The 23122-nt window shown below is 34.7% G+C and carries 23 protein-coding genes; 17 read left to right on the plus strand and 6 right to left on the minus strand.

The features are described from left to right. The first annotated feature begins 200 nt into the window (after positions 1-200). On the plus strand, positions 201-689 hold the full coding sequence (locus tag EC501_RS03820; protein WP_406927329.1) for an HXXEE domain-containing protein: 489 nt from the start codon (positions 201-203) through the stop codon (positions 687-689). A 63-nt stretch (positions 690-752) separates the two neighbouring features. Here the strand turns inward: EC501_RS03820 and EC501_RS03825 are convergent, their stop codons facing one another. Together EC501_RS03825 and EC501_RS03830 are read right to left on the minus strand one after the other, a co-directional pair. Next, positions 753-1772 carry a FecCD family ABC transporter permease gene (locus tag EC501_RS03825; RefSeq protein WP_122970968.1) on the minus strand — a complete coding sequence of 340 codons (1020 nt, stop codon included), beginning with the start codon at positions 1770-1772 and terminating at the stop codon, positions 753-755. Continuing rightward, positions 1772-2776 carry a FecCD family ABC transporter permease gene (locus EC501_RS03830; RefSeq protein ID WP_122970969.1) on the minus strand — a complete coding sequence of 335 codons (1005 nt, stop codon included), beginning with the start codon at positions 2774-2776 and terminating at the stop codon, positions 1772-1774. The genes EC501_RS03825 and EC501_RS03830 overlap by 1 nt, the downstream gene beginning before the upstream one ends. A 108-nt stretch (positions 2777-2884) precedes the next feature. Here EC501_RS03830 and EC501_RS03835 point away from each other — a divergent pair, with 108 nt between their 5' ends. The 9 genes from EC501_RS03835 to rbsB all read left to right on the plus strand — a co-directional run bounded on the left by EC501_RS03835 (position 2885) and on the right by rbsB (position 11491). Next, the gene (locus tag EC501_RS03835) at positions 2885-3877 is read left to right on the plus strand and encodes an ABC transporter substrate-binding protein (RefSeq protein ID WP_174232644.1); all 993 of its coding nucleotides are present in this window, start codon (positions 2885-2887) and stop codon (positions 3875-3877) included. A gap of 139 nt (positions 3878-4016) precedes the next feature. Further along, entirely contained in the window at positions 4017-4469 is a 453-nt protein-coding gene (locus tag EC501_RS03840) for a GNAT family N-acetyltransferase (RefSeq protein WP_122970970.1), read from the plus strand. Positions 4470-4911: 442 nt separating this feature from the next. Beyond that, a complete protein-coding gene (locus EC501_RS03850; RefSeq protein ID WP_122970972.1) occupies positions 4912-5490 on the plus strand; it encodes a hypothetical protein in 579 nt (192 codons plus the stop codon). A gap of 360 nt (positions 5491-5850) precedes the next feature. Further along, a complete protein-coding gene (locus EC501_RS03855) occupies positions 5851-6834 on the plus strand; it encodes a LacI family DNA-binding transcriptional regulator (protein WP_122970973.1) in 984 nt (327 codons plus the stop codon). After that, entirely contained in the window at positions 6835-7713 is an 879-nt protein-coding gene (gene rbsK / locus EC501_RS03860; RefSeq protein WP_122970974.1) for a ribokinase, read from the plus strand. After that, on the plus strand, positions 7710-8099 hold the full coding sequence (gene rbsD, locus EC501_RS03865) for a D-ribose pyranase (RefSeq protein ID WP_122970975.1): 390 nt from the start codon (positions 7710-7712) through the stop codon (positions 8097-8099). The genes rbsK and rbsD overlap by 4 nt, the downstream gene beginning before the upstream one ends. A 42-nt stretch (positions 8100-8141) precedes the next feature. Continuing rightward, complete coding sequence (locus EC501_RS03870; protein ID WP_122970976.1) at positions 8142-9638, plus strand: sugar ABC transporter ATP-binding protein; 1497 nt, start codon at positions 8142-8144, stop codon at positions 9636-9638. A gap of 10 nt (positions 9639-9648) precedes the next feature. Continuing rightward, complete coding sequence (gene rbsC / locus EC501_RS03875; protein WP_122970995.1) at positions 9649-10566, plus strand: ribose ABC transporter permease; 918 nt, start codon at positions 9649-9651, stop codon at positions 10564-10566. 13 nt (positions 10567-10579) lie between these two features. After that, complete coding sequence (rbsB, locus tag EC501_RS03880; protein WP_122970977.1) at positions 10580-11491, plus strand: ribose ABC transporter substrate-binding protein RbsB; 912 nt, start codon at positions 10580-10582, stop codon at positions 11489-11491. Between the two features lie 59 nt (positions 11492-11550). Here the strand turns inward: rbsB and EC501_RS03885 are convergent, their stop codons facing one another. Further along, the gene (locus tag EC501_RS03885) at positions 11551-11973 is read right to left on the minus strand and encodes a DoxX family protein (RefSeq protein WP_122970978.1); all 423 of its coding nucleotides are present in this window, start codon (positions 11971-11973) and stop codon (positions 11551-11553) included. Between the two features lie 147 nt (positions 11974-12120). Between EC501_RS03885 and EC501_RS03890 the strand changes: the two genes are divergently transcribed. From EC501_RS03890 to EC501_RS03900, 3 genes are all read left to right on the plus strand, one after another. Next, positions 12121-12753: an HD domain-containing protein gene (locus EC501_RS03890; protein ID WP_122970979.1), complete on the plus strand. Its 633-nt coding sequence runs from the start codon at positions 12121-12123 to the stop codon at positions 12751-12753. 72 nt (positions 12754-12825) lie between these two features. Further along, positions 12826-13194, plus strand: a complete 369-nt coding sequence (locus tag EC501_RS03895) for a YybH family protein (RefSeq protein WP_122970980.1) — start codon at positions 12826-12828, stop codon at positions 13192-13194. 196 nt (positions 13195-13390) lie between these two features. After that, positions 13391-14884 (plus strand): aldehyde dehydrogenase family protein, encoded by a 1494-nt coding sequence (locus tag EC501_RS03900; protein ID WP_122970981.1) that lies wholly within the window; start codon positions 13391-13393, stop codon positions 14882-14884. Positions 14885-14992: 108 nt separating this feature from the next. On the opposite strand, the gene EC501_RS03905 is transcribed toward EC501_RS03900, so the two are convergent. Beyond that, positions 14993-16183 (minus strand): C40 family peptidase, encoded by a 1191-nt coding sequence (locus EC501_RS03905; protein WP_122970982.1) that lies wholly within the window; start codon positions 16181-16183, stop codon positions 14993-14995. 382 nt (positions 16184-16565) lie between these two features. Between EC501_RS03905 and EC501_RS03910 the strand changes: the two genes are divergently transcribed. Next, positions 16566-18461, plus strand: coding sequence for an ABC-F family ATP-binding cassette domain-containing protein (locus tag EC501_RS03910; protein WP_122970983.1), 1896 nt, complete (start codon positions 16566-16568; stop codon positions 18459-18461). 12 nt (positions 18462-18473) lie between these two features. Continuing rightward, on the plus strand, positions 18474-19598 hold the full coding sequence (locus tag EC501_RS03915; RefSeq protein ID WP_122970984.1) for a conserved virulence factor C family protein: 1125 nt from the start codon (positions 18474-18476) through the stop codon (positions 19596-19598). A 72-nt stretch (positions 19599-19670) separates the two neighbouring features. Here EC501_RS03915 and EC501_RS03920 read toward each other — a convergent pair whose 3' ends face one another. After that, positions 19671-20576, minus strand: a complete 906-nt coding sequence (locus EC501_RS03920; protein WP_122970985.1) for a DMT family transporter — start codon at positions 20574-20576, stop codon at positions 19671-19673. A 264-nt stretch (positions 20577-20840) separates the two neighbouring features. Then, positions 20841-21242, minus strand: a complete 402-nt coding sequence (locus EC501_RS03925; protein WP_122970986.1) for a glucosamine 6-phosphate synthetase — start codon at positions 21240-21242, stop codon at positions 20841-20843. 207 nt (positions 21243-21449) lie between these two features. Between EC501_RS03925 and EC501_RS03930 the strand changes: the two genes are divergently transcribed. Then, a complete protein-coding gene (locus tag EC501_RS03930) occupies positions 21450-21764 on the plus strand; it encodes a toprim domain-containing protein (protein WP_122970987.1) in 315 nt (104 codons plus the stop codon). A 457-nt stretch (positions 21765-22221) separates the two neighbouring features. Next, positions 22222-23040: a hypothetical protein gene (locus EC501_RS03935; RefSeq protein WP_122970988.1), complete on the plus strand. Its 819-nt coding sequence runs from the start codon at positions 22222-22224 to the stop codon at positions 23038-23040. Positions 23041-23122 lie beyond the last annotated feature (82 nt).

A 23122-nucleotide genomic window follows, 5' to 3' on the forward strand; every position in this document is an offset into this window, starting at 1 on the left:
ATTATTATAAAAATAGTGTCAACATTTTGACATTTTCGTAAATAAATGAAATGGAAAAATGAGGAATAGAACTGTACAATTCGTAAAAATATATTGTATAAATTCTTTCAACTTTCTTTTAGGATATTCAATAATCTCTATTTTTAAGCAGTTTTCAGGATAGAAAATACTTAAGTTGTAAGTAGATAGAAAGGAGGGGTATGTTGGAAGATTTTATCATTTTATTTTTATTTGCCATTACATTACATAATTTAGAAGAAGCATTATGGTTACCAACTTGGTCCCAGCATAGTTCTAAATTTCATAGACCAGTTGGGAAAAATGAATTTCATTTTGCAGTAATTGTCATAACTTCATTAGCATATTTGTCTTCTTTCCTTTATCTGTGTTACCCAAATTTGACTTTCATTAAATATATTTTAATTGGTTTCCTCGGTTCTATGGTAGTGAATGCTATTTTTCCTCATTTGCTTGCGACAATTTTATTAAAACGATATGCACCTGGTGTTGTAACTGGAGTATTATTGAACATACCCATCAATAGTTTGATTATCCTTCGATTTATTCAAGGAAACGAAATAACGATTACCGGTTTAATTTTATCAACAATCATTGTTGGTATCGTATTGCTAAGTCTCATTCCTGTTCTATTTAAAGTGGGAAAATCGATTACTCAACAAATCTATTGATATAATCATTTATGAAAATGAAAGCCGCTTACTCCAAAAAAGGTATAAGCGGCTTTTACCTTCTTATTGTTTAAATAACAGCAAATAAATAAAATAAGGGGCACCAATAACTGAAATAACAATACCTACTGGCAATTCAACAGGGGCTAATAGTACCCGTCCGATTGTATCTGCTACTAAAACTAATAATGCTCCTAGACATAAACTAATCGGAATAATTCGACGATGGCTTGCTCCAACAAGTTTTCGTGCCATATGGGGAGCGATTAGTCCAACGAACGTTATACCACCACCAACCGCTACACAAGCGCCTGCTAACGCTACGGAAACAAATAGCAGTAGTCGTCGTTCCTTTTCTACGGATATACCGACCGCAATGGAAGGCACTTCACCTAATGTTAACAAATCTAAAGTACGAGATTTATAAATTACAAATGGTATAAGAATCATTAACCATGGAATGATGGCCCATACATAGGTCCAAGTAGACCCCCAAATCGTTCCTGATATCCAAATGAGCGCTTTTGTAAAATCGGCTGGTTCCATTTTCAATTGAAAGATGGTTAATCCGGCACTAAAAGCTGCATTAACACCTATGCCGACAAGGATCATTCGCGTTGGTTTTATTGTCCCTTTTTTCCACGCTAGCAAATAAATAATGAGCGCAGCGCTAAAAGCACCAAAGAGTGCAATTAAGGGCATTAAAAACACCGAAACCCAAGATTGATAAAATACGTTTCCTTGAATGAAAAACATATAGAACACAACCATAAATCCTGCACCGGAATTAATGCCAAGAATTCCTGGGTCAGCTAAAGGATTTCTTGAAATGCTTTGTAATATAGCACCAGAAACCGAAATACCAGCTCCGACTAATATGGCCATTATAATACGAGGTAATCGAAAATTAACTATTGTTAACTCATCAGAATCGGTTCCTTGTCCAATGAAGGTTTTTAGTACATTTTGAAAAGGAACTTCTATGTATCCGGCGTTGATACTAATAAATATCATGACAAGAATAAGTACGACTAAGCTGCTGATATAAAGGGTGAAAGGGATTTTTTTCTTTAATATTTGCATTATAAACCTCTCCCATCTTTCCGGGCTAAATATAAGAAAAATGGAACTCCTATTAGTGCAGTGACAGCTCCTGCAGGCGTTTCAAAGGGATCATTAATAACCCTACCTACAATATCAGCTACAAGTAAAAGTGCGCCTCCAAAGATTGCGGACATAGGGATAATCCATCGATAATCAACACCGACAATGATTCGAACGATATGGGGAACAATTAATCCGACAAATCCAATCATTCCTGCAATTGATACGGCTGTTCCTGTTAAAATGAGTACGGCAATCGTACTGAGTATTCGAACAAAGTTCGTTTTTAACCCAAGTCCTTTTGCTACTTCATCCCCTAAACTTGCAACTGAAATAGAACGAGAAAGAAGGATTGCAAGAATAATCCCTCCGGAAATGAGCGGAACAGCAATTTGAACATGAATCGGTTGAATACTACTAAGTCCACCAGCATACCAATAACTCATATCTTTTGATATATCAAATTTCAAACCTATAGCGGTAGATAAGGCACTTAATAGGGATGTAATGGCTGACCCAGCTAATGCTAATTTAACAGGGGTTATGCCCCCTTTTGCAATAGAAGTAAATAGAAATACAAGACCAACACCTAAACCTGCACCTACTAAAGCACCGATAACAATGGCCGAATAAGAAGGGTCACGGAAAATGGCAAAAACGATCGCAACAAAAAATGTTGCTCCGGCAGTAACGCCCATAATAGAAGGGGAAGCTAAAGCGTTACGAGTAACTCCTTGCATAATCGCACCTGAAACTGCAAGGGCAGCCCCTACAAAAATGGCAGCAATTGCCCTTGGAATTCTTAGTTGATGAATCAATATATGATTTGAATCGGAAGCATCATACTGAAATATAGATTTCCAAATTGTAGAATAGGTGATGTCATTAGCACCGAAACGAATGGAAAGAATGACTGCTAATAGAATGATGATAAGTCCGATTAAAAAACTTCCAATTTTAATAAATAGATTTCTTTCAGCCATTTCAAAAAAACTCCTACATAATCATATTGACAATCGTTCTTGATTACTGTAATTTTAATGAGAATGATTATCAATGTCGAATTATATCACATTTTTAGGAGGATGAAAATGTCAATTCACTTATTTAATAAGAAAAAAGTAGGGTTAATTTGTGCTAGCTTATTAGCATTATCATTAGCAGCATGTGGAAATGACTCTTCAAGTTCAGAAGACAATACAACGACAAAAAAAACGGAGCAGACTGAAACAACCGGATCCGAAACAAGAACCGTTACAGACGCGTTAGGAAACGAGGTTTCCATTCCGAATGAACCAAAACGTGTCATTGCTTCTTATTTAGAAGATTATTTAGTCGCTTTAGGTATAACGCCAGTAGCCCAATGGAGTGTAGGAGATGGAGCAAGCATCCAAAATTATTTACAAGATAAGTTAAAGGATATTCCTACGATTCCCCACGATTTACCTTTTGAATCAGTACAAAGCTTCGAACCAGATTTAATTTTAATGGATTCTGCTTCTATGGTAGAAGGAGATAAATACGCCCAATATAATAAAATTGCCCCTACATATGTAGTTGGTAAAGAAAATGATAATAACTGGCGCGATGAATTGAAAGTCGTTGGTGAAGTTTTTGGTAAAGAGAAAGAAGCTCAAGCAGTTTTAGAAGAATATGATCAAAAAGTAGCAACTGCTAAAGCTGAAATAGAAAAAGCAGTAGGGAAACCTTCAGTAGCGGCTATTTGGTTAGTAGGGGGAAGCTACTATATCGTTTCTGACAAATTATCTAGTGGTGCAGTAATGTATGAAGATCTAGGCTTAGAAGTGCCTCCTGTAGTAGAAGAAATTTCTGCTAGCGGAACAGCAAGTTGGAATGCCGTTTCTTTAGAGAAATTAGTAGAATTAGATGCGGATTACCTATTCTTAATCAATAGTGATAATACTGAAAATCCAAACGCGGTAAGTGATGCTTTATGGAATACAATCCCGGCGGTTAAAGAAGGTAATGTTTTCTCCTTCTCAGCAGAAACAGCTTGGTTATATACAGGACCAATTGCGAATTCACAAATTGTAGATGATATTGTAACATCACTAACGAAATAGTAGGGATAGTTTGAAAAAATGACTTCCATTGGGAGTCATTTTTTCATTCAAACTGCTATTAAAGAAAATACTATTTTGTATAATAAGATAATAGGTTATTTAATAAAAATTTTTTATTCATAATAATAAAGGTGATGACATGAAGATTAGGCAATTGAATGAAAGAGAACAGGCACCTATGGAATTGTTGCTTTTAGCCGATCCTTCTGAAGAGCTAGTTCATGATTATGTAAAACGGGGATATTGTTTCGTAGCGGACAGTGGGGAAAAGATTATAGGTGTTTATGTATTACTCCCAACAAGACCTAAAACGGTAGAATTAGTTAATGTTGCCGTTTCTGAAGAACAACAAGGTAAAGGAATAGGAAAACAATTAGTATTAAATGCCATACAGGTGGCCAAATCAATGGGTTATCAAACAATTGAACTTGGTACAGGAAATTCAAGTATTAATCAATTAGCCCTTTATCAAAAATGTGGTTTTCGAATCGTTAATATAGAGATAGATTTTTTTGTTAAACATTATGAAGAAGAAATCTATGAAAATGGAATTCAATGTAAAGATATGATTCGATTATCAAAGGATTTATAATTCCTAAAATAGTAAAAGTGAAGAAAACAAATGATTTCCATGATTTTCTTCACTTTATAGAACTACATAGGTTTGGGTATAGTTGATTTTATAGAAAACATCGTCCATTGATAAGTCTCGCCACGTAACTACTCCAATATAGTTTGAATTTTTACTACGCATCATCCAATAAGTAGCAATAGATTTTATATTGTCTTGAGAAGAAAGTATCCTTTTTTCTTTCCACTCCGCTTCAATCATTTTTTAATCTTTTTCTTCTGTGTAAAGTAAATGTACAAATAGAAGCCAAATAATAGAGTTATACTAATTAAAATATATAATGTTAGATCCTCACTCGTTGGAAATTTTATTCCAATATACCATGTTTTTTTAAACGAAATCTAAATTTTCATGTAACTTCCAACTAATTTTTAAGTCAAATGGTAAAAAGGGGTCCATATTGATGAAGTTTAAAATATTCATTTGTTCATTATTAGCCATTTCGTTTCTATTCAATTTAACGAGAACGTCAAGTTATGCATGTTCCTGTGTACAACCAGAGTCTCCACAAAAGGAATTAAATGGACGGGACTTTGTTTTTTCAGGAAAGGTAAAGAGTATTATGGATCCAAATGAACACGCTATTATAAAATCGTCTGCCGATTTACTAGAAATTCATCTCAAAGTGAATGAGACGTGGAAAGGGATAGATGAAACGGAAGTAATCGTCTTTACGGAGCGGGAATCAGCGAGTTGCGGTTTTTCATTTACAGCCAATGAAGACTATTTAGTATATGGTGATAATGAGAATGGAAAAAAGAAAGTAATTAGTTGTTCAAGAACAACTCCTTTAGTTGATGCATCAGCTGACATTCATGAACTAGGTGAAGGGGAAAAACCTGCAAAAATTGTAAACCTGAATGAAAACGATAGAGACGGGGGAATAACAGCCACTTCAATCATTATCGGTTTATCATTAGGTGCATTAATGATTATTTTTATAACATATTTCATTACAAATAAAAGGAAAAATTCCAAATAATATAGTGGGGAGTCATCTATAAAGGTGCTCCTCTTTTTGTATGCAACTTAAATCTCTTCAATTGTACGGATTTTTTATAAAAATATTTTTCTCATTCTAGATATCAATAAATATTGATTTTATCACGTTTATAAAGGGTTTTTTACACTATTAAAATATGACATTTTGTTGAATTTGAAATTTTAGTATAGCTTAAACGGTTCAAATGTGACATACTATAAAAAGTTTTAAATGATATTTTATATGGAATGGTTTACGATAAAATAAAAGATGGAACCGATTACATATGGTTTTTTCTTTTTATGAAATATGTAACCGATACCATATTGTGTTTTACTTTTTTGAAATGGGTGATGATGAGTGCCGACGATTAGTGATGTTGCAAAACTTGCCAAAGTATCGGTTGCGACGGTTTCTAGATTTTTAAATGACAGCGGATACGTAGGGAAAAAATCAAGAGAAGCGATAAAAAAAGCGATTCAAGAATTAGACTATGTCCCTAGTGAAGTAGCACGGTCGCTTTCAACAAAACAATCGGATATTATCGGACTTATTATTCCAGATATTAAAAATCCCTTTTTCCCCGAGTTAGCTAGAGCAGTAGAAGATACTGCCTTTGAATATGGTTATACTGTCATATTGTGTAATTCGGATGAAAATGAATTAAAGGAAAAACATTATTTTCAAACTTTGACAAATAAATATGTAGCAGGAATTATACTGACTTCTATTTTTGATCAAGGAACGAACTTTAAAAAATTAAAAATTCCAATGGTTGCTTTAGATAGACCATTAGAAATCAATATACCGACTGTTACAACGAATAATATAGAAGGTGCAAAGCTAGCTACACAATTTTTAATTGATAAAGGTGCGACTTCATTGTTATGTGTTGGCGGTCCAAAGGAAATTCGCTCTTCTAAATTACGAGTTGAAGGGTTTCAAGAAATAATTAAAGAATACCCAATTGATTCACATATTATTGAAAGTCCCTATGATTTTGAAACAGCCGAAACAATTATTTTCGATTATTTAAAACATAATCCGACTATCGATGGTATTTTTGCCTGTAGTGATGCATCAGCAATAGGTGCGTTAAAAGCGATTCATAAATTAAATTTATCCGTACCTGAAGATATTCAAATTGTAGGTTTTGATGGGATACAAATGGGGAAAGTTGTATCTCCGAGTTTAACAACGGTTGCACAAAATATTTATCAATTAGGTCAAGCTGCAGCGAAAATGTTAATTCATCAAATAGAAGGTAAACCATTGGAAAATACATCCGTATGTATTAATCCGAAGCTTATAGAGCGAGAAACAACTCGAAAGGAAAGAACGTAAATGATTACAATAATTGGTAGCATCAATATGGATATTGCTATCCAGACAACTATTTTTCCAAAACAAGGTGAAACGGTATTAGGAAATTTATTTACAACGATTCCAGGTGGAAAAGGTGCGAATCAAGCAGTGGCGGCTGCTAGACTTGGAAGTGATGTACAAATCATTGGAGCGGTAGGTAAAGATGCCTTTGGTACAGAACTTTATATGAATTTAAAAAATGAAAATGTTCATGTTGACGGCATTCAAAAAACGGACAATTCAACGGGGATTGCCAATATATTATTGCATAACAATGATAATCGTATCATTGTCGTTCCAGGTGCCAATTTTGATGTGGATCAAAAGATGATCGATGCCAATTTGGAGTTAATTAAACAAAGTGCCTTAGTCATGTTGCAGTTAGAAATTCCTGTTGAAACGATTGAGTACGTGCTGAAAGTTTGTGAGGATTTGGCTATTCCTGTTTTATTAAACCCAGCACCTGCCGCTAATTTTAAACAAGAGTGGATCGATAAAGTTTCCTACTTAACACCGAATGAAACTGAGTGTGAAGTTATGTTTGGCGAAGATTATGAAACCGTTTTAAAACAATACCCAAATAAAATAATCGTCACGTTAGGTGGAGAAGGGGCAGCCTACTTTGATGGGAATCAAATTATTCGAATAGCTGGTTATAAAACGAAGGCCGTTGATACAACAGGCGCTGGAGATACATTTAACGGTGCCTTTGCCCATGCCATTATAGAAGGAAAATCAATTGAAGAAGCCGTACGATTTGCAAACATAACTGCATCCCTTTCAGTTGAAAAGTTTGGAGCTCAAGGTGGTATGCCTCGAATAGAGGATGTAATGATCCGTTTGGAGGAAATGAAATGAAAAGACATGGCATTTTAAATCGAGAATTAGCTGGACATTTTGCTAAATTAGGTCATACTGATCGAATTGTTATCGCCGATTGTGGATTGCCAATACCGAAAGAGGTACCGTGTATCGATTTGGCTTATAAATTAGGCGAACCAACATTCCTCTCCATTTTAGAAGTCGTTTTAGATGACTTGATTGTTGAAGCAGCGGTATTGGCGGAAGAGATTCAAAGGAATAATGAAAAGGTTGCAAAAGAAGTAGCAAGTAGCTTATCAAATATTTCCTATGTAACCCATGAAGAGTTCAAAGAGCTAACTAAAGAGGCGAAATTAATCATTCGGACAGGAGAAACAACTCCGTATGCCAATGTGATTTTACAATGTGGCGTTATTTTTTAAAGGACACAATAAAAGTTGAAAAATAAAAGTAGGTGATTTTGCATGATTGAAATGTCTGGCATTACAAAAGCATTCAGTGGAAACGTTGTTTTAAATAATGTGCAATTTGAATTAGCGGATGGCGAAATTCATGCATTGATGGGTGAAAACGGTGCTGGGAAATCAACGATGATGAAGATTTTAAGCGGTATTTATACAAAGGATGCCGGTGAAATCAAAGTAGATGGACAAGTAGTCAATTTTAAATCACCTAAAGATGCAGAAAAGCTTGGAATTATTGTTATCCATCAAGAACTAAATATGTTGCCCGATTTAACAGTGGCACAAAATTTATTTCTTGGAAAAGAATTAACATACGGGAAAACCGGTATTTTAAAAACTCGTCAAATGGAAAAAGAGGCAACTCAATTACTTTCAAAATTAGGATTGAACATAAATCCGAAAACTCGAACTGGAGACTTATCCGTTGGGAAACAACAAATTATAGAAATCGCAAAAGCAATTGCAAGTAATGCGAAAGTAATTGTCATGGATGAGCCGACTGCCGCACTAACGGATCGGGAAATTGAAACTTTATTTCAAACGATTCGTGAGTTAAAAGCGAAAGGGATTTCCTTTGTTTATATTTCCCACCGTATGGAAGAGATTTTTGCCATTTGCGATCGAATTACGATTTTACGTGATGGTCAATATGTTGGGGTTCGGAATATTCCTGAAACGAATTTTGATGAAATTGTGGCTATGATGGTAGGTCGCCAGCTTGGGGAACGCTTCCCGGTAAGAAAAAGTGTCATCGGTGATACGAAATTAGAAGTACGAAACTTAACTGTCAATGGTTTATTCCACAACCTTTCCTTCGAATTACGAAAAGGTGAAGTACTTGGTGTTGCTGGCTTAATGGGAGCTGGTCGCACAGAAGTAGCTCAAACTCTATTTGGTTATCGAAAGGCTAGTAGTGGGGATATTTTAATTGATGGAAAAAAAGTGAATATAAAGTCGCCCATCGATGCTATGAAACATGGTATCGGGTTTGTAACAGAAGATCGTAAAACACAAGGATTAGTTTTAGATTTTTCGATTAAAGAAAATATTACGCTAACAAACCTTAATAAATGTGCTTCATCAGGCATTGTCAATCAAACGAAAGAAAATTCGATGGTTGCAAAATATATCGAAGAATTAAAAATTCGAACTTCTGGTCCAGATCAAAGGGTGAAGTCTTTGAGCGGTGGGAATCAACAAAAGGTAGTACTTGCTAAATGGCTCGGTACAGAACCAGATATTTTAATATTAGATGAACCGACTCGCGGAGTAGATATCGGTGCAAGAAAAGAAATCTATCATATTATTAATCAATTAGCAGAAGCGGGAGTAGCTATTTTGATGATTTCTTCTGAATTACCGGAAGTTATCGGTATGGCGGATCGCGTTATTGTTATGCAAGAAGGAAAGTTAACTGGTGAAGTTAAGAAAGAACAAATGACACAAGAGATCATTATGCAGTACGCAACAGGAGGAGAAAAAGTTGTCCAATCATAAATCGAAAGAAATGTTATCAAAACTTGGACCACTATTCGGGTTAATTTTATTAATAATCGTCGTATCGATTTTAAATCCAAGTTTTTTATCAATCGCAAATATTTTCAACGTTTTACGTCAAGTTTCTATTAGTGCTATTATCGCATTTGGTATGACCTTCGTTATTTTGACAGGCGGTATTGATTTATCCGTTGGGTCCACATTAGCTTTAACCGGTGCAATCGCTGCAAGTCTTCTTGCAAGTGGGACAGATCCATTTTTAACAATGGGTATTGCTTTAATTATTGGTTTAATTTTAGGAGCAATTAACGGTGTTATTATAACGAAAGGGAAAGTGGCGCCATTTATTGCAACCCTTGCAACAATGACAATTTACCGTGGATTAACTTTAGTATATACAGATGGTCGACCTATTTCTGGTTTAGGGGATCATTATTCATTCCAATTATTCGGTAAAGGTTACTTTTTAGGTTTCCCTGTACCGGTAGTCACAATGGTTATTGCCTTCGTTATTTTGTATTTTATATTACAGAAAACGACTTTCGGTCGCCGTGTTTATGCAGTCGGTGGTAACGAAGAGGCTGCAAAGTTATCTGGGATTCATACAGATAAAGTGAAAATTGCAGTTTATGCTATTACTGGTTTCTTAGCTGCATTAGCTGCTTTAATCCTTACATCCCGTTTAAATTCAGCTCAACCAACAGCTGGGGAATCCTATGAATTGGATGCCATTGCTGCGGTTGTATTAGGTGGTACGAGCTTAAACGGTGGTAAAGGTTGGATTTTCGGAACATTGATTGGTGCATTAATTATCGGTGTATTAAATAATGGGATGAACTTAATCGGTGTCTCTTCCTTCTGGCAACAAGTTGTCAAAGGGATCGTTATTTTAATTGCAGTATTAATGGATCGTAAAAAAACTGTTTAGGAGTTTTCGAAACATGAAAAAGTTTAAATTATTATTTGCAACGTTAATGTTACTAGTTCTCACTGCCTGTTCCATGGAATCACCGTTTTTAGAAAATGCGGAAGAAAGTACAACAAATGAAAACTTTAAAATCGGTTTTTCGATTTCTACGTTAAATAACCCATTCTTCGTTACATTAAGCGAAGGGGCAGAGGCAAACGCAAAAGAGCAAGGGGCAGATATTTCAATCGTCGATGCCCAAGATGATGCTTCGAAACAAGCGTCTGACGTGGAAGATTTAATTCAACAAGGGGTTGATTTAATTTTAATTAATCCGGTTGACTCTTCTGCAGTAGGTTCTGCTGTTGAATCTGCCAATGCTGCTGGAATTCCAGTCATTACAGTTGACCGTTCAGCAGAAAGCGGAGAAGTTGTATCTCACATCGCTTCTGATAATGTGGCCGGTGGTGTATTAGCAGGAGAATATTTACTTGAATTAGCGGGTGAAGGGGCAAAAGTAGCGATGCTGGAAGGTACTGCCGGTTCATCGGCAGCCCGTGATCGTGGGGCAGGTTTCCTTCAAGCAGTGGAAGGGAAAGTCGATATCGTAAAAAGCTTAACGGCTAATTTTGACCGTGGAGAAGGCTTAACGGTAATGGAAAACATGCTTCAAGCAAATCCAGAAATTGAAGCAGTGTTCGCTCAAAATGATGAAATGGCATTAGGTGCATTAGAAGCAATTGAAGCTGCCGGTAAAAATATTGTTGTTATCGGTTTTGATGCAACAGATGATGCCCTTGCGAAAATTAAAGAAGGAAAACTTGCAGCGTCCGTAGCTCAAAAACCGGAAGAAATAGGTAAAGCGGCTATTAAAACTGCTGTAGCTTACTTAAATGGGGAAAAAGTAGAAGAATTTGTTCCCGTTGAATTAGAATTAGTAAAATAACAAAAACTGCAGTACCATTGTTTTTTTAGCAATGACTACTGCAGTTTTATTAATTTCCTTCAATTACGGAATTGAATTTTCCCTTTACTATTCTTTTCTTTTGTCGTAAATAGTTGATCTAAAGACATTAATTTGCTTCCGGAAAATAATAAATAAAGAGCCATTGCAATTAATGCAACATTATATTCATAGCCATCAAAGAAACCTTGTTCAAATTTCACAGTAACAATAGCTCCTACCATAATACCAATCATAAGTATAGAAACGAAACGAACTGAAAATCCGATAATTAAAAAGAATCCACCAATTAATTCAATACTAGCTACACCAAATCCCACAATTTCAGCATAAGGAATTTGATAGCCTTGAAATCTACTAATCGTTTCAGCGATTCCTTCTTGGAACTTCGTCAAACCGTGTAGAAGAAAAATACCTCCTAGCACAATTCTTAAAAACAATCCACCAACCTCATTTTTGTACATATTTTTTCCCCTCTCGTAATCTTCTTTGTATTATCTTATTGTGGCTAGTCCCAATATAATACTGATTAAGGGAAATAGTTCTTCATTTAGTTGAAATCATTTCTATATATATAGTAGTTTCATCCATTATAATAATGGGAAGAGGAGATGATTTTTGTGTTAAAGGAACTAAAAGTTGCGGTTCAAGAGATTTATGACCAATTTGATGCTAGTCATGATTTTCAGCATATCGAGCGGGTTTTACAAAATGCCGAGGCAATCCTTGCAACGGAGCCTGATGCTGATGGGGAGATTGTTCGAATTGCCGTCTTATTACATGACGTGAGTGATAAAAAATATAGCGATAGTAAAGAAAATGAAGAAAAACTTTTAAACCTTTTAAATCTGTCTGAAGAAAAGAAACAACATATAAAAGATATTATTGAAAGTGTTTCGTTTAATGGTGGAAATGAAGTAGAAGCAAAGACAATTGAAGCAAAAATTGTGAGAGATGCGGACCGTTTAGATGCCATAGGAGCAGTAGGTATTGCACGTACGTTTGCCTATGGTGGAGCAAAGGGGCGGAAATTATATGACGACGCAGAAGAAGTGAGGGTGCAAATGACGGAAGAGGAATACCATTCTAAAAATACGGCTTCCGTAACCCATTTCTATGAAAAACTATTACTTCTAAAAGACTTAATGACAACGGAGAAAGGGAAGCAAATGGCACAGGATCGCCATGCCTTTATGGAAGGATTTTTAGAACAGTTGAAGAAGGAAAGGGCAGGAAAAGCTTAATAGCAAACTTCTTCTATTATAAAAGTAGTTTTAAGTTTACAATTTTAAAATTACGAAGGAGAAATGGATTCAATGAGTGCTATGAATGCATTGGAGCAGTATATTACCGCAACAAATACCCATGATTTTGAAAATGTTAAACCATTACTACACCCTAAAGCTATTTATTGGTTCTCTGATAAAACTTGTACCACATTAGAAGAAATTCAACATTATTTTGAAGATGCATGGAATACAATAAAAGAAGAAAAATACGCTGCTTCCAATATACAATGGTTAGTAGTTGAGGAAAATACGGCAACATGTATTTACAATTTCAACTATGAAGGACAATTTAATGGAAGTTTTATAACTGGAAGTGGACGTGCGACCAATGTGTTCGTAAAAGATCATGAGCAACATTGGAAGTTAGTTCATGAACATTTAAGTAGTATAAAATAAATTAAATTATATTCGGATTATGAAAAATGCTGATGGAGATTTCCATCAGCATTTTTTGATGCAATTGATAATGAAGCTTTTCGGAATCAATTTTTATAAAAATCTATTAAAAATAATGATAATACTATTATAGTCAACATAGACTTTAGATAGTGCCATGATGGAAACAGAAACTATTTAGATGGGAGAGAATAATATGTCAACAGTAGTTCAGTTAAATTCAAAGGCTGCACAGTTTATTTCGAAGCCGTTAAAAATGTTCATTGGTGGGGAATGGATAGAGGCACAGTCAGGGAAAAGAATAGAAGTGCGAAATCCGGCAGATGGTTCCTTAATCACAACTGTTCCAGAGGCGGATAAACAAGATGTTGACTTAGCAGTTGCTGCTGCTAGAAAGGCATTTGAAACAGGTCCATGGCCTGCAACGAAGCCAAATGAACGGGCAAAGCTTCTTTTAAAGTTAGCCGATTTGATTGAAGAAAATGGAGAAGAAATGGCTCATTTAGATACATTGGATTATGGTCAACCATTATCAACGACGTTAAATTTTGCTAGAGCAGCAGCGGATAATTTCCGTTACTATGCAGGATGGACGACCCGTTTAAATGGTGAAACGATACCATCAAGTCAACCGGGTAATATATTCAACTATACACGTCGTGAACCGTTAGGGGTATGTGGTGCAATAGTACCATGGAACGCTCCATTTATGAATGCGATGATGAAATTATCAGCTCCTTTAGCTGTAGGGAATACAGTTGTCATTAAACCATCTGAAGAAACACCGCTCAGTTTATTAAGGGTAGGGGAATTAATTCAAGAGGCAGGCTTCCCTAATGGTGTTGTGAATATCGTAACAGGTTATGGTCCAACGGCAGGAGAAGCAATTGCCACACATCTTGATGTAGATAAAGTTGCGTTTACAGGCTCTACTGCAGTAGGTAAAAAAATACTTCAAAATAGTGCGACGAACATTAAAAAAGTTACTCTGGAATTAGGTGGCAAATCTGCTCATATCATTTTTGCAGATGCAGATTATGAATTAGCTTTACAAAATGCTGCTAATGCAGTGTTCTGGAATACTGGACAAGTATGTTTTGCAGGTTCGCGACTATTTATTGAAGATAAAATTTATGATAAGTTTTTAACCGATTTAGCAGATTACTCTAAGAAATACAAAGTAGGAAATGGTTTTGATCCAACAACTGTCATTGGACCTGTTATTTCAGCGAAACAAAAAGAACGGGTTTTAAATTATATTGATATTGGCCAACAAGAAGGGGCTGAACTAATTGTTGGTGGGGAAGTTAAAGAAGGCGCGTTAGCCAAAGGTCACTTTGTACGTCCAACTGTGTTGGCAAATGTCAATAATACAATGACTGTTGCACGGGAAGAAATTTTCGGTCCGGTCGTATCAGGAATTCCATTTAAAGATACGGAGGAAGTAATCCATTTAGCAAATGATACAGACTATGGATTAGGTGGGGGGATATGTACGACAAACTTAAGTAAGGCGCATAAAGTAGCCCACGCTCTGAAAACGGGAAATGTTTGGATTAATACGTACAACATTACAGAGCCAGGTTCACCATTTGGCGGATATAAACAAAGTGGATTAGGTCGAGAGAATGGTTTTGCCTCTATTGATGCCTATACAGAAATTAAAAACATTTGGGTGAATATCGATTAATTAAAAGAAATAAACTTTTAGCGGCAAATAGTAAATAGGGGACTATTTGTAGATAAATAAAAATAGCCTTCTAAATGATCATTTAGAAGGCTAATAACTATATGTGAATTAAACTCGTCCGAAACCTACTAAGTATGGTTTCCACCAAGCTGCGTTGATTGATTCGATTTTTACACCACGATTTTGAGCATTTAACATTTGGCCATTTCCTAAGTAAATTCCAACGTGGGCAATACCAGAACCATAGCTAAAGAATACTAAATCTCCTGCAGTAGCTTCACTTTGGCTAATGCGAGTTGTTGCTAAATATTGTGCTCCAGAAGATCTTGGTAAGCTAATACCTGCTTGTTTGTATGACCAATAGATAAGACCTGAGCAATCAAATCCAGTAGATGGGCTGCTTCCGCCATATACATAAGACATACCGATGTATTTTTTCGCTTCAGCGATAGCTCCTGAAAGACCAGATGCAACTGGTTTAGAAGATTCTGTAGCTTTTTGTTTTGTTTCTGTTTTCGCTTTAGTCTCTGTCGTACTGTTCGTTCCTTGACTTTCAGTATTTGCAGAGTTTTGTGTTCCTTGACCTTGAGCATTTGCTACAAAGGAAGTGTTTTGTAATTGACGTAAAGCTAACGCTTCTTGTTCTGCTTGACGTTGTTCAGCTTCTAAACGTTCTTTTTCCTTTTGATCAGCGATCTCTAATTTTAATCGTAAAGATTCAGCTTTATTTTCAGCAATAATTGTATCTAATTCAGCTTCTTGTTCTTGTAATTGTTGGAATTGAACGCGTTGTTGTTCTTCTACTTTTTTAAGTTCTTCTTTTTGATCAGCTAATTTTTTATTATCTGCTTCATGTTGAGCAATTAATTGTTGGTCAGCGTCTACAATTGTTTTAACAGAAGATACGCGGTCAACTAAATCTGCAATACTATCAGAACTAAAAATTACTTCAATATACGTATCTAAAACGGAATCTTGGTTTTGATACGCTACTAAACGGTCAGAAATAATTGTTGAACGTTCTTCGATTCGTTTTTGTGTTTCTTCGATTGAAGCATTAATTTCTCCAATTTTTTTAGTTGTTGCATTAAATTCTTCCGATTTAACGGCTAAAGTTTTTTGTAAAGATGCAATTTGATCATTTAATTGTTGTATTTTTTGATCAACACTAGCTTTTTCAGCTTCTAATTGTTGAACTGTTTCAGCATGAGCGTTGATTGATGTCATTGTGAAAGTAGATCCGAATGTTATTAAAGCACTTAAAGTAAGCACTCCACCCATTTTCGAGTGAATTTTCATTACTTCCAGCTCCTTTATCCATATTTAATTTTTATGAAATGTACCTTTATTTTCTAATTTAATCTAGTTATAACTTTAACAATTAGCGTACTGTCACTCAAGGTCATTTATATTTCATTTACTTTTCTTTTGTGTAACTTGAATATTACGTTTGTTACATATTATTTAGAAATATTATAATTTCTCCATTTTATTTATACATATATAGGTAGTAGTTTTATAGTTCAACGTGTCATTGGGAAACCGTAAGCAATGCAATTCAATAGAAAATCCATTATAATGAAACAATAACTATATAGTCTAAAAGGTTGTCCTATAAAATTGCTTAATAAAATGGAATTTTACAATATTCATTTGTAAAAAACAGAAGAGAAGGAATAATATGAGTCATTTAATTGTATCGAATTTAACAAAAACAGTAGGCGATAAGACGTTATTTAAAAATATCGAATTTACCATTTATGAAGGGGAACGTGCCGGATTAATTGGAATTAATGGGACGGGAAAGTCAACACTTTTATCCATTCTCGCTGGTGAACAAGAGGCAGATGTGATTGAACTAGACCATCCCAATAAGTATCGGATTGCCTATTTACCTCAAGAGCCCCAATTTCAAGAAGGGGAAACGGTATTACAAGCTGTATTCTCTGGTGATTCCCCTATTTTACAATTAAATAGAGAATATGAAGATACGGTCTCTTTACTATCTGAGAATCCTCAATCAGAAGAACTTCAAAATAAGTTGTTCCGATTGCAACAGCAAATGGATAGTGAGAAAGCATGGGATGTTAATGCTCTAGCAAAACAAGCATTAACAAAACTTGGAATTGATATGTATGACCAACAAGTTACAAAACTTTCTGGCGGTCAACAAAAACGTGTTGCATTAGCAAAAGTATTAATTGAACCGGCCGATTTATATTTATTAGATGAGCCGACGAACCATTTAGATGTTCAATCGACGGAATGGTTACAAGAAATGGTGTTACGTCTTAAAGGAGCAGTCATTTTCATTACCCATGATCGTTACTTTTTAGATGAAATTTCTACCCATATTTATGAATTGGCGAATCAAACATTGTTTCGCCATACGGGGAATTACGCAGATTTTTTAGAAGCCCGCGCTATTCGCGAGGAAATGCATGCAGCAAGTCAAGAAAAATTACGAAACCGATATCGTTCCGAGTTAAAGTGGATTCGCCGGGGTGCTAAGGCTCGAACAACAAAACAAAAGGCGAGAATTCAACGCTTTGATGAATTGGATTCGAAAATTGAACGGGGATCAAATGATGCGAATTTAGAATTATCCCTTGCGACAACCCGCCTTGGGAAAAAAGTAATCGAGGGTGAAAAATTATCAAAGGCTTTCGGTAATAAAATCATTTTAAAGGACTTTGATTTTTTATTACAATCAGGTGACCGTATCGGTATTATCGGTGCGAACGGATATGGGAAATCGACTTTGCTAAATATTTTAGCTGGAGAACTTGAACCAGATAGTGGAGAAGTAATTGTTGGTTCTACGGTTAAAAGAGTTCATTTTAAACAAGTATTACCTAGCATGAATGAAAATCAACGAATGATTGAATATATTCGGGAAGCTTCCAATGACATAACAGATGCAGAAGGGGTAAGATATTCTGCTGCTCAAATGCTTGAAAGATTTTTATTCCCACTACATACCCACGGTACACCAATTGGAAAATTATCTGGTGGGGAGCGAAAAAGACTTCATTTATTACGCTTACTTATGGAACAACCAAATGTTTTACTACTTGACGAACCGACAAATGATTTAGATATTGAAACGTTAGGTGTGTTAGAAGATTTTATTGAACATTTTCCAGGTGTTGTCATTACGATTTCCCATGACCGCTTTTTCCTTGACCGAATAGCTAAAAAACTTTGGGTTCTCAACGGCCAAGGGAATGTTGAAGTAAATCTTGACATCTATAGTGATTATTTGGAAAAACAAGCATTGGCACAAAAAGTAGAAGCAAAAGAGTTAAAAGAAGTGAAAGAGGAAAAGCCTAAGCAACAAAAAGTCAAAAGTGAAAAGAAAAAACTTTCTTTTAAAGAGCAAAAGGAATGGGAAACTATTTCAGATGATATCGCTAAAGTGGAGGAACAAATCCTTCAGACAGAAGAGGATATTTCGAATGCTGGCGCTGACTATACAAAGTTGCAGCAACTTACAGAAGCAATTGATGAGTTAAATAAAGAATATGAACGTTTAATTGAAAGATGGACTTACTTAGACGACATAGTAAATGGATAGGAGAGATCATATATGAAAATTGTAACAATTGAACCAACACCAAGCCCCAATTCAATGAAAGTTATTGTAGATGAAGAACTACCCTTTGGTAAAAGCTATAATTACACAAAAGAAAACGTTAGTGATGCTCCTGAAGCGATTCGTTCGATTTTAGCAATTGAAGGTGTAAAAGGTGTCTACCATGTAGCCGATTTTTTAGCGGTCGAACGTAACGCAAAATATAATTGGGAATCTATCTTATCTGGTGTCCGGGTAGCATTAGGTGAAAAAGGTGAAGCAACGCAACAAGAAGTGCAAGCTGCCGATCATTTTGGTGAAGTATTTGTCCATGTTCAAATGTTTAGAGGACTACCCCTTCAAGTAAAAGTGTTTGATTCTTCATCAGAACATCGAGTTTCTACCGGTGACCGATTTGTACAAGCGTTCCAATCGATTGAAGTAGATAAATTTGATGATAACTATATTTTAGAAAGAAAATGGGTAGATTTCGGAGTACGTTACGGTGACAAAGAAGACATTGCTAATCAAATTGTAGAAGAAATTTATGCGACATATCCAGAAGAGCGTATTGCTCAAATTGTTGATGCCGCAAGTAAGAAAAATACCGTTACATTAGAACGGGAAAAAGTAACGTTGGAACAGTTTATCGCAGCTAGTGATTGGCAAAAACGTTATCAATTATTAGATCAAATGCCAGATCCGGAAGTAGAGGATTTACCCCTTCTAGAAAAAGCATTAGAAGATGACCAAATGTCCATTCGGCGGCTAGCAACGGTTTATCTAGGAATGATTGAAGATGTGGCGGTTGTACCATATTTAAGTCGTGCTTTAAAGGATAAAAGTTCTTCTGTTCGCCGTACAGCTGGGGATTGTATGAGTGATTTAGGCTTTTCTGAGTTTGAACCATTCATGATTGAAGCGTTAAAAGATCGAAACAAACTTGTACGTTGGCGCGCGGCCATGTTTCTATTTGAAACAGGTACAGAACAATGTTTACCTGCACTGCATGAAGTCGAAAATGATCCGGAATTCGAAGTGAAACTCCAAGTGAAAATGGCCATTGCGCGTATCGAGCAAGGGGAAGAAGCAAAAGGTTCTGTTTGGAAGCAAATGACAGAAAGAAATGTAACTGAATAATATGAAAGACCGCTTGATGAATCCATCAAGCGGTTTTTAAATGGTTAAATTAGATGCTATAAAACTATACCTTTACGAAGTACTTGCTTGTTTTTCTACAGAAGGATTTGTTTCGATTGTCGTTGTTGGTTTAAATATGATATATAAAATGCTTCCAAAAATTAATATAATCCCAAAGGTTTGTAATAAAGAAGGGATAAATGATAAAACGAGTACATCAAGTAAAATAGCCACTACAGGATCGACAAAGGTTAAGACCGATACGACCATTGTAGGTAAATTTCGTATACTATCAAAAAACAAATAATAAACAAAACCGGTGTGGATAATTCCTGTTCCGAGAATGTATAGCCAATTTGAAACGGTTAGCCCATTAAAAACTGTGAAATCACAGAGGGGCAGAAGCATAACAATTCCGACAGTTGTCTGAATGTATGTCATCGAATAGGCTGATAAATTGTGAATCGTTTTACTTGTAAGCATTGTAAGTGCATAACAAATAGCAGATAACAATGCCCAAACAAAGCCAGAATTCATCAATGAATTTATTGATTGGAAATTATCTATTCCAACTATCAAAATACTACCGATAAAGCAGACGACAGTCGCGAGTATAGCTTTTACGGTCATCCGTTCCTTTAAAAATATTGTTCCAAGAATAAGGACTATTATTGGAGCTAAATTGTAAATAGAAATGGTTATAGAAATTGACATTTTGTTAAATGCTTTAAATAAAAATACCCAGTTTAATACTAGAAATATCCCACAAAGACACGTTTGGAGTACTTCTCTTTTATTCCATTGTTCCGTTTTATGACCACCGGTAAAGTACCATAAAATACTTAAAAATAGTGTGGCACAAATACAACGGATGAAAACGAGTTCTACTGCTGGAATACCAGTATTAATCGTAAAAAAACCGATAGAGCCAAAGATGGCCATGGCAATTGCCAGTTTAATGGCTGCACCTATATTCATTTTAATCCCTACTTTCACCCTCAATCATTAACCACTATAGCAAAATACCATAAAAAGACAATATAATTTCAAATTTTTTTGATTATTCTTTTAAAAAATAGAAAAGTCTATGGTTATAGGGGAAATGGTATAAAAATACTGGATGGTTGTAAGTGGCAAAGTTTTTGAGTGTAGAAATCTAGAGTGAAAATATTAAAAAGAGTAGGATTAAGTTTGCTTGTTGAAAACTTAATCCTTTGCGTTACCTATGTAAGTTATTTTTTGTTATTGAATTGCCATGGTCTGGATAAAGTCATCACGGATTTTTTCGGATTGTTGTTCGCCATCCAAAAGAAGAACGCCGATTTGATAGTCCTTTTGATCATCTTCAACTACGTATTGTAGGTTGACTTCGGATAATTTACCTTCTACATCACAAGATCCTTTATATTCTACGACATGTTGATTTCGTTGGGTTTTAAAATAAACCCATTTTCCTTCTTTACAATGATTAGAAAAAGCTTGGTCAAATGTTTGATTACTAGTTTCGTTAATCGTTTTTTCTTTAATGTACGTAATGTACTCATTATCGGTAATTTCTTCCTGCGGTCCGTAAAAATACCAAAAGATTGCGATGATGAGAATTGGTACGATCCATAAAATGGTACGTTTCGAAACATTTTGCAAAACTATCCCCCCCTATTGATGTAAAAATATTATAGCAATCTATGTATACTATTTCTATAAAATGTTGAAATCTTCTACTTCGAGCACTTAGTATATTATTTTGTATAAAATAAATTTAAGTTTTAAATAGTTATTTCGTTAAATGAAAGATTTTAAAAATATAGGATTCTACTTTATACTAATCATTAAGAAGGGGGTATTCTGTCAATGACAAAAGCATTATTAATCGCAGAAAAACCGTCTCTTATGCGTGATATACAAAAAGTATATAAAAAGTTGCAGCTGCCTTTCGAAATCGACTTTGCATCCTTTGTCGGTCACGTAGTGGAATTGAAAGAACCTCATGAATATAAACCGGAATGGAAAAAGTGGGATTTAAATGTTTTGCCAATGATACCAGAACGATATGAATTTCGCGTGAAAAAAACAGCTTATAAAGTATATAAAGAGATTGAACAATTATTAAAAACGAATCATTATGACTTTATTATTAATGCATGCGATTGTGCTTTATCTCTATAAATTGATATGTACAAAATTATTTTTTATATCCTATTTATTGATATAATTAGATTATTTTATTATTGTGCAAATGTACATAATTTTTAAATTAACTAAAATTATACTTTTATATGTGAAAATTTAATTGTACTTAATATTAAATCATTGAATGCCATTAAACTGTATGTATTCATCAGAAAAAAGCAAAAGGATAGATACAAACAGGTATAATTACTGTTCATCTATCCGTAATTTTAGAGAACAGTCGTTTTAGAAACGGAGAATTACATTAATATGGATATAAAGGAAAGAGTTACGATAGATAGCAAAAGAAATTCGAAAACTTAAAGACTTTGAAAGTGTATGGATAGAAGAAGTATAGTTAGATTTAAATTATATTAGAAAAAGAGTCATACATATATGAACGGACAGCTAATATGGGATTAGTAACATAATGAAGGGGGAGAAGTAAGTCAAGATGTTAAAGAAGATTAAAAGGCTATTAAACTTTCAAAATGATGGAGATGAAATTATCCTATTTGGAACAAGAAGTTTATGGTATGAAATCGGTGTAAATCCAGAAGTTGTAAAAAAACATTTTACTGAATATTTTGGTGAAGAAGAACGGAAAATTCGTAATCGTAAAGAAGCAATAGGAATTTTAGATGAAGTTATTAAAGAAATTCAATTAAAGATGAAGGCTCGAATGGAGAAAACAGATGCTGAGATTTTTATCAATCAACTCCAAAATATGTTCACGAAAATATATCGGATTTATATAGAGCAAAAAACAGTTAGAGCAAATTTAAAGTTGAGGAATATTCGAGATGGAGCAGCTTTAGAAATATATGAGATTAATAAACAAATATCAAAATGTTTAATTGATGGGATAAGTGTCTGGATTGAAAATGCATTACTATATCAATCCTTTAATATAAAAGAAGATAATCATAACAAAGAATTTGATATAAATTTATTAATAGATGTTTATATCTATGGTGTTGTATCGATGAACTTTTCTTTACTTCATATGTCAGAATTTAAACAATTTGGTCCTCAAGAGTTCTTTTATGGGCTAGATATTACACCTCAAGAAGATATACCGATTCAAGCATTTCGAGATGATTTAATAATTTATCATAATCCGATGATAACTGGCAATCAATCGAATTTATTTAGCGATGAAGAATTTAAGAATGCTAATAGTATGGAAATTGGTATGCAATTTAAAAAGAAGCATGGCATTTCTTTTCTGTCTTGTATTTCGCAAGTAAAAATTGAGCCATTTATTAATTAAAAACTGATCCACTTAAACCGAACTATTTTCTAGCCATTCTTTTGTATCTAATATTCGATAAGATGGTCCAACCATGTCTATC

It is taken from the genome of Lysinibacillus halotolerans (assembly GCF_003711845.1).
Lineage (GTDB): Bacteria > Bacillota > Bacilli > Bacillales_A > Planococcaceae > Ureibacillus > Ureibacillus halotolerans.